5 protein-coding genes are annotated in these 6,012 nt (G+C 63.0%); 1 reads left to right on the forward strand and 4 read right to left on the reverse strand.

Translation table 11 applies throughout. The features are described 5' to 3' along the window. Position 1: 1 nt before the first annotated feature. The 4 genes from P3G66_RS31570 to P3G66_RS31585 all read right to left on the reverse strand — a co-directional run bounded on the left by P3G66_RS31570 (position 2) and on the right by P3G66_RS31585 (position 5,684). Positions 2-154 (reverse strand): hypothetical protein, encoded by a 153-nt coding sequence (locus P3G66_RS31570; RefSeq protein WP_003945315.1) that lies wholly within the window; start codon positions 152-154, stop codon positions 2-4. Further along, a complete protein-coding gene (locus P3G66_RS31575; RefSeq protein ID WP_276117859.1) occupies positions 155-970 on the reverse strand; it encodes a class E sortase in 816 nt (271 codons plus the stop codon). It abuts the gene before it with no gap. A gap of 66 nt (positions 971-1,036) precedes the next feature. Next, entirely contained in the window at positions 1,037-1,180 is a 144-nt protein-coding gene (locus P3G66_RS31580; protein ID WP_003945342.1) for a hypothetical protein, read from the reverse strand. 127 nt (positions 1,181-1,307) lie between these two features. After that, the gene (locus tag P3G66_RS31585; protein ID WP_346349177.1) at positions 1,308-5,684 is read right to left on the reverse strand and encodes a DUF5979 domain-containing protein; all 4,377 of its coding nucleotides are present in this window, start codon (positions 5,682-5,684) and stop codon (positions 1,308-1,310) included. Positions 5,685-5,706: 22 nt separating this feature from the next. On the opposite strand from P3G66_RS31585, the gene P3G66_RS32000 reads away from it, so the two are divergent. After that, positions 5,707-6,012, forward strand: a 306-nt coding sequence (locus tag P3G66_RS32000; protein ID WP_346349178.1) for a hypothetical protein, incomplete at its 3' end; no start/stop codon positions are given.

Raw genomic sequence — 6,012 nt, forward strand, 5'->3', positions numbered from 1 at the left:
TCTATACGGTGACGTCGGAGTAGGGCATATGCTCTGACACCCAAGGAAATACGAATTCCATGAGTAGCAGCACCACCGCGACCACGAGAACGATCGCCAGCAGGGCCTTCACTGGTCGGGGGCCGGGGAGCGCTCCCCAGAGGTATCCGTACATTCATTGCTCCTGGAATGCCGCGGGAATGGTGCCCGAAGTCTTCGAGATTGTTTCGACGAGAACCGCGTGGACGATCAAGCGTTCGCTGTTCGAGTAGAGCGGATGGCACGTGGTCAGTGTCAACATACTTTCCAGCGTGGCGTCGGGCTCGGCCCAAGGGTTTCCGGGCAGCGGGTTGACGACCGCGACATCCCCGGGCACGGTGATGCGCCGCCCGAGGAGATGGACGTAGTCGCCGTCGGAAACACGATCGGCTTGCTCGGGATTCAAGCAGGCTTTCGCCGCAGCGCGACGTTCGGGCGAGGCCTGGTCGAGTGGGAGCAACCGGTACGTCATCCATTGGAACTCGGTCTCCACGACGACGGCATCGCATGCATCGAGTCGATCCAGGTGTTGGAAGACTGCGCCGGAACCATTGCGGTGCCCGGCGAGCGCGAAGTTTCCGGCTTCGCCGGGCATCTGCGAGTCCGGGTAGTGGCCGGGGCCGGCCCGCAGGTCCTCGTTGCGTGTGCCCTCGACGATTGCGTACGCGGCGCCGAGTGTGGGGAAATGCACGCGCGCGAATCCCTCGCCGAGCACAGGGATCAGCGGGGACACCGGCTGACCATCGATCGCTCCTGAGGCTTCGGGGACTTCGGCCCAGGATTCCTCCAGACTGTTGTTGAGCTCGTCCTGCAGCCGCCCTGAGACGATATTGGTCCAGAACGCCTCATAGATGACGAACAGCAGGATGACGACCCCGGCCGTGAGGAGCAGTTCGCCGATTACCTGGCCTGCGCCCGGCCGACGACGCCCTGAAACTTCGGTATCGCTCACGGACCGGGGTCTCCTCTTCACAGATCTACCGAGATAGCTGATGTGTCGAATTGGTGCCGTATCGAACTAGCTGCCCGCGTTGATCGTGGCGCTTCCGGTACCGCCGAGGAGATCGTAAAGGAGTACGGACAGGCGACCGAGGCCGTCGATCGCGGCAGAACCAGTGGTCTCGATGCCTTCGATGACGATCGGGAACGGGAGGAATGACATGGTGTTTCTCCTTCGAGGGGTGGGCCACGGGGGCGGCCGCGAGATAGATACGTCGTGACGGTGAAACAGGGCGGGTGCGACCAGGTGTATGTCGCACCCGCTCTGTTTCGGTATTTCTGGTTGGGAGTTACTCCTGGCCGGGTGCACGCTTGCGGTTACGCAGGGTGAGCCATGCTCCACCGCCGATCAGTGCCAGCGCCAGACCGGCGAGCCAGATGACGTTCGCGCCGGTTATCGGCAGGGACGATGACTGGTCCGGTTTGGCCTGAGCAGGATTTCCCGGAGCAGGTGTGCCCGGAGCACCGTTGTGTCCACCACCGTTGTTGCCGGGAGTGTTGTTGCCGGGAGTCGACACGTCAGTGCCTGGTCCTCCGGGTACTTCAGAGCCCGGCCATGTCGGGATTTCCCACGGCGGCAGCGGGATCGGGATCGGGATGATGATCAGCCCATTGCTGCTGGTTTTGTTCTCGAGTCCCAGGACCACCGACTTGTTTGCTTCGCCGGTGAGCTTGACGGAAGTTGCGGTCGGTTCGCCGTCGATCTTCGAGACATCCGCCTTGCCTTCCTTGACGCCCCAGATCACTTCACCCCACTTGACGTTGGTGACGTCGGTGTGAGCACCGGTTTCTGTGAAAGTGATGTCGGTGTTCAGCGGGAACTGGACCCGGCCGTCGATGACGGCTGCGTCGCACTGGGCGGTCGGAGTGACCGAAGCGCCCGGCTTGACATCGAGAACACAAGACCGCGCCTCATTGTCGATGTCCGTCCACGTAGCCGTGACCTGGAAGATCGTGGATCCGTCCTTGGCCACCTGGCTGCCCTTGGGGCCGGTCACGATCTTGTCGATATCCACCTCGGTGGTCGGGATCGGGCGGTTGTGGATCTCCACCACAGCCTTCTCACCGGCCACCGCCTTGACGGTGTCGCGGTAATCGGCGTCACCGGCATCCGCGGAGACGTAGTAGTACGGCCGCGCCCAGTCGATACCGGCCAGTGGCTTGGGGTCGACCTCGGAGAAGGTGATCACGGTGTTCCGCGGCACAACCTCGTCGGACGTCCAGCTCCAGTCGTTTGCGGCATCGAGGGTGATGGTCTGGCCCACTGCCGGGAAATCAGTTCCAGCGGGGAGTGCCGGATCGATCCCGTCGATACGGACCTCGAACGTCGCGCTGTCAGGCAGGTCGGCCTCGGGTGCGCGGACGGGGTTGCCGTCAGCGTCGAGGATGAACTTCGTGAATTCGACCGATCCGAATTTCCACAGCGCCTCGTTCGACAGCGTGATCAGTCGACCGTTGGTCGGGTCGTCGGAGACTATGCCCGTCGCGGTGCCGTCGAGGTTCGAATGCAGCCACGATTCGCCTTCCGGGCTGGTGCCCCAGGAGATCGTGCCCCACTCGACTCCGTCGACATCGGGACGGCCGGTCTCGGTGAAGGTCACCTCGGTGCCGACAGGGAGGTCGACGCCGAGCGGTGTGGTCTGTCCCTGCTTGACGCTCAGCACCTGGGTGCGGTACTCCACACCGTCGCGCCAACGCGCCTCGACCGTGAACTCCACGTCGTCGCCGACGGCCTCGGCGGCCTCACCGCCGACCTGCTTTGCGATGCGCAGAGTGCCGTCGTTGACGTCGACGAAGTTCGACACCTCGATCTTGCGCAGATCCTTGCCGATGGTCATCACGGCTGCGTTGTCCGGACTGATCCTGACATTCCCGGAGTATGCGGGCACGCCATAGGCGAGACCGTCACCGTTTGCCGGAACCAGCTCTGTCAGTGTGACTTCGGTGCCGCCCGGCAGGTTCTCGCCGAACGGAACCGGGGTGCCGTCGGACGGAAGAGACAGCGTCTTGCTCTGCGGGTTGTCGTCCGTATCGAGCCAGGTGGCAATCACGTCGAAGCTGGCCGGTACGGCCGTGTCGGACGCCTTCGGGCCCGTGAGCTTTTTGCTCACTTCGAAGGTGCCTTGCGTGATCGTGGCCTCGTTGGTGACGGAGACCGTGTTCGCCGACGCGTCGGTGCCGATGGTGAGCGTCTTCGGGCTGATCACCGGCAGCGACCACGTCACGAGGTCGGTGTTCGTCGGTTGGACCTCGGTGAAGGTGACTTTCGCTCCGATGGGCAATTTGCTCAGGTCGTAGTGCTGACCGTCCTTCAGGGTGAATTGACGCAGCTCGTTGCCGGCGGCGTCGTCACCGAAGGCGATCTCTGCGTTGACGACGAAAGCCTCGAGCCCCGTGCGCGCTCCGTCACCGATGACGGATTTGGTGATCCTCGCCGATCCCAGGCTCGCTTTGTTGAGCAGTGTGACACCGACATTGCTCTTCGGCGTGATGGTCACCAGCGCCTCGGTGCGGTCCCCGTTGAGCGTCACGCCCTCTGACGGGCGGAACGTTCCTCTCTCGAAGTACACGCCGTCAACGGTGGGGAGGTTGATCTCGGACAGGCGGATCTGCCAGCCGGTTCCGCGGGGGTTGATCCCACTGACGGGTGTCCCGTCAGCCTTCACCTTGATCTCGTAGGAGCTCACCGGGGCGTCGGTCGCTGGATCTTGCCCGGGGGCGAACTCCTCGACTTTCACAGTGAACTCGGTGTCTTCCGGGAATTTCTCGGAGAAGGGAGCGATCTCCTTCAGAAGCGAGAACGAGCCCCGCGACACACCTTGGCCGGTACCGCCGCCGCCCCATTCCTGCTTGACACTCTGCGTCGACTGAGTCTTGCCGTTGTAGAAGACCGAGTTCCCGTAAACCGTGCCGCGCTGATCCAGCCCACCGCTGCTGGTGCAGAGGGTGTAATCGATGAAATAGCGTGTCTCACGGTTGTAGTCGCCCGCGTCCTTCGGGAGGGTGACAGCAATCCCGTTGTCGCCGCTGCGTGTGACCGTGGTGCCCGCGGTGATGTCCGTGCCGCCCTCTTTTGCGAGGAAGTCGCGCGCGGTGACCTTGAAATTGAGGTCCTTCTTCAGATCGCCGCTGACATCACATACCGCCAAGCTGTCGGAGAACGTGTCGGTGATGACCGCCGGTGCGTCGAGGCCCTCGAGGGTGTGTCCGGAGACCTGTACCTTCCAGTCGATGGTCGTGCCGGCAGGCTGCTTCTCGCCCGCGACGTCCTTCGGTTCGGTGTTGAGCGTGCCGGTCTTGCCGCCCTCGAACTTGGGCCCCGTCACCGAAGCGTCTTTGGAGATGCCGTTGACGACCGCCGTATTGGTGAACACATCAGAGGAGTCCGGCACCTCCTTCTCGATCACACAGGACCGGAACTTCACGTAGTAGTACTGCGTCGAGTCTTGCTTGATCTTTTCCTTCGGCGTGATGGTCATGCTGAAGGATTGGGCACTCGCCGTAGCGCCGGAAGCGTCGATGTCGAACTCGGAGGTGACGTTGACGTGGTTGGTTGTTTCACCGTTCAGCCCGGGTAGACGGTTCGCGCGCCAGACCGTCGGGACGAGGCCGCCCTCGCAGACCTCGTGATTGGCGCCGAGAGTCTCCTTGATGATGACTTTCTGGTCGGGGAGGCTCGCGATGAAAGTGCCCGGAACCGTTATGCTCCAGTCGATCTCGCTGTACCGGGTGCCCCCGGCCCAACCGCCGGACTTCGACGGCCCGGTCTCTGGAGCCCAATCCTGGCCGACGCCTGCCGCGCCTACGGTGTTCCCGCCGATGGTCACGGAGTTGTCGTAGACGGTGCCCGTGATGTCCACTTCGCCGCTGGTTGTGCACGAGGTGTACTCGATGCGGTAGAGCTTGTTTCTTTCGAAGGGGCCGCCGTTGTCGAGCGCGATGCTGACTGGATCACCAGCGGCACTCTGGGTGACGGTGACGCCGCCTGCGACCGGCTTGAGATCGTTCGGGCGACCGGACAACAGCTTCGCGTCGATCAGGCTGACCGTACACAGCTTCATGTTCTCTGAGAGCGCGTCGCTCAGGGTCACCGAACCGGTGCCGCCCGCGTCCAGTGCGGCCAGATCGGCACCGGGAATGTCGATCGTCCAACGCACAGACTGCTTGTTGCCCTGGAGTTGGCCGGACTTCTTGGCCTCGCTGATCACGCTGCCGTCGCTGATGCCGCCACCGCCGGGTAGCTCGTGCGTCACGTCGAAACTGCCGTTGATCGTGAAATCAACTTTCTCTTCGGTGGTGTACGCGACAGCCTTGGTGTAGACGAAGAAATCGCCCTTCACCTCGTCCGGGCGATCCGCCACGGCATCGGAGAGAACACACGTCATCAGATTGGTGGAAGCAACCAGATCGCATGTGCCCCAAACCGTCCCGTCGTCGCCCTCGAGCGCGATCGTCGGGTTGGACTGGAGCTTCAACTCGTCAGGGAATCCGATGGTGAACTGGTCGCCCGGTTGCGGGCTCGCGCTTGACGCGTCCCAGGTGCCCTTCACCGTGACGGAGTCCCCGACCGTGATCTGCTGGTCGTTCTTTCCCTCGACCTGGACGTCGGTGATTTTCACATCGATGCCGGGATTGACTCCGCGTGCGGCCAGTCGCTGCGCCGCCACAGAAGTCGTAGACGGGGGCGCCGTGGTTGTGATCGGCGGTTTCGCAGAAGTGGGTGACTCCGACGTGGAAGTAGGCGGCGCCGTCGTTTTCAGTGGCGCCTCCGCCGTAGTCGCGGGCGGCTTCGTTGTGTTCGGAACTGTGGTGGTCGGACCTGTGGTGGTCGAGGTCCCGATGTCATCTGCCGAGGCAACTTGGACGAATGAGAACGACGATATGACCAGCGCCAGGACCGCAACGATCATCCCCAAAGCTGCCCACCGAGACACCACCCCCTCCCCGGCACGGCGTGGGAAGACACGGTTACGCATGACGAACACCTTTCGTTCA

The organism is Rhodococcus sp. C3V (assembly GCF_029269915.1).
Lineage (GTDB): Bacteria > Actinomycetota > Actinomycetes > Mycobacteriales > Mycobacteriaceae > Rhodococcus_F > Rhodococcus_F qingshengii.

Excerpts from the sequence above, each read along its gene's own strand:
- P3G66_RS31570 (WP_003945315.1), bottom strand. The coding sequence starts at position 154 with ATGTACGGATACCTCTGGGGAGCGCTCCCCGGCCCCCGACCAGTGAAG.
- P3G66_RS31580 (WP_003945342.1), bottom strand. The coding sequence starts at position 1,180 with ATGTCATTCCTCCCGTTCCCGATCGTCATCGAAGGCATCGAGACCACT.